Consider the following 1,589-nt stretch of genomic DNA (forward strand, 5'->3'; position numbering starts at 1 on the left):
GGAATTTATAAATTTCTAGACTTGTGGATAAGTGTTCGGTATAATGTTCGTATATTATCTGTGAGGTTTTGGATATGAGTAGGGCCAAAAGTGGAGTTATCAAACAAGTTTTAAAGGATCATTTTGATGGATTTTGGAGAATGCATTCTGACCGCTTTCCTGAATCATATCGTGAAGATATAAAAGAAACAGTTGAAAAAGCTATTAGGTGCGGTACTCGTGATTTGGGATATGCAAGATATGAATGCTTAGGATGCGAAGGAGGTCCCAATCCAATTTTTGTTTGCTTTACTTGTAAGAGTCGTTTTTGCCATAAATGTGGTAAGAAATATACAGATGATTGGTCAGATAAACAACAAGAAATGATTTTTAATGTTCCACATCGTCATATGGTATTTACAATTCCGAAAGAATTGAGAAATGTCTTTTTTCAAGACCGTAAAAAATTAAATGAGTTAAGTAAGAAAGTAGCTGAGGTATTCCAATTTTATTATCAACGTAAACGTAAAAAACGTCAGTTACAGGTGGGGGTTATTACGGTCATTCATACATTTGGAAGGGACCTTAAGTTTAACCCCCATATTCATGCTTTAGTTACAGAAGGCGCTTTAGATAATCGTAATGAGTGGGTCGCTACTGAATTTATTCCATATGAATTCTTAAGAAGGTCATGGCAAAAGGTACTATTAGATTTATTAAAGTCATGGTTTCCGAATAATAATTCTGCCAAGAATCTCATTGATGATTTATATAAGCGATATCCAAAAGGGTTCTATGTAAATGCTGAACGAAAAATGAAGGATGCCAAAGGAGCAGCGAAATACATAGGTAGATATTTGGCTAGGCCAGCTATTGCCGAGTACCGAATAGTTAAATACGATGGAAAGACTGTTCATTTTTGGTATGAGGATCATCAAACTGGTAAAAGGATAGATGAAACTCTTCCTGTATATAGATTCCTTTTTAACTTAATACAACATATTCAGCCCAAGCATTTTCGAATGGTTGGTCGTTTTGGTTTGTATAGCAGACGATCATATAAAAAGGCTAATCAGGTGTTAAGTCTGTATGTTTTTATGCGGACAAAACAGCTTTCTTTATTATTAGAGAGAAAAAAGAAAAAGAAAACCTATAGACAGCGCATGATAGAAGCATTTAATAAGGATCCATTTATTTGCCTTCACTGCCATCGAGAGTTGGACTTAGTTGAAATATTTCATGCGGATTATGGATTCCTGTATCATTATATGGAGGATATAGGGTCAGTTAAAAGGTTAAGGAGGATTAGTCTTGGCCAAAAACAAAGAGCAGGATGAATTAAGTAAAGCATTTCTAGAAACATTGGATGAGGACGACCCGTTCGGCTTGAATGAAGAGATAAAAGTGTTAATTTTTAAATGTTTAGATTGTGGAAAGGAAGACGAGGTTCCTGAATATGTAGTGGAGGAGTTTCATTTTGATTTAAAAGAAAATGAAGAAGTAGAAGTAGTCTGCCCTTTTTGCAATGGTCCAATGCGTCGAGCGAGAAAAGACCCAAGTGAGTAATTATCATTTGGGTCGTGATTTAGGTCGCGTTAGCGATTTTGTTC

2 protein-coding genes are annotated in these 1,589 nt (G+C 35.3%); both read left to right on the forward strand.

The window, feature by feature from the left end; translation table 11 throughout:
• Positions 1–74 precede the first annotated feature (74 nt).
• The gene (locus tag BFU02S_RS15745) at positions 75–1,316 is read left to right on the forward strand and encodes an IS91 family transposase (protein ID WP_066372732.1); all 1,242 of its coding nucleotides are present in this window, start codon (positions 75–77) and stop codon (positions 1,314–1,316) included.
• Positions 1,291–1,545, forward strand: a complete 255-nt coding sequence (locus tag BFU02S_RS15750; protein ID WP_235842093.1) for a hypothetical protein — start codon at positions 1,291–1,293, stop codon at positions 1,543–1,545. Before BFU02S_RS15745 ends, BFU02S_RS15750 begins: the two co-directional genes overlap by 26 nt.
• Positions 1,546–1,589 lie beyond the last annotated feature (44 nt).

The organism is Neobacillus fumarioli NBRC 102428 (assembly GCF_001591485.1).
In the GTDB taxonomy this organism is placed as follows: Bacteria; Bacillota; Bacilli; order Bacillales; family Cytobacillaceae; genus Neobacillus; species Neobacillus fumarioli.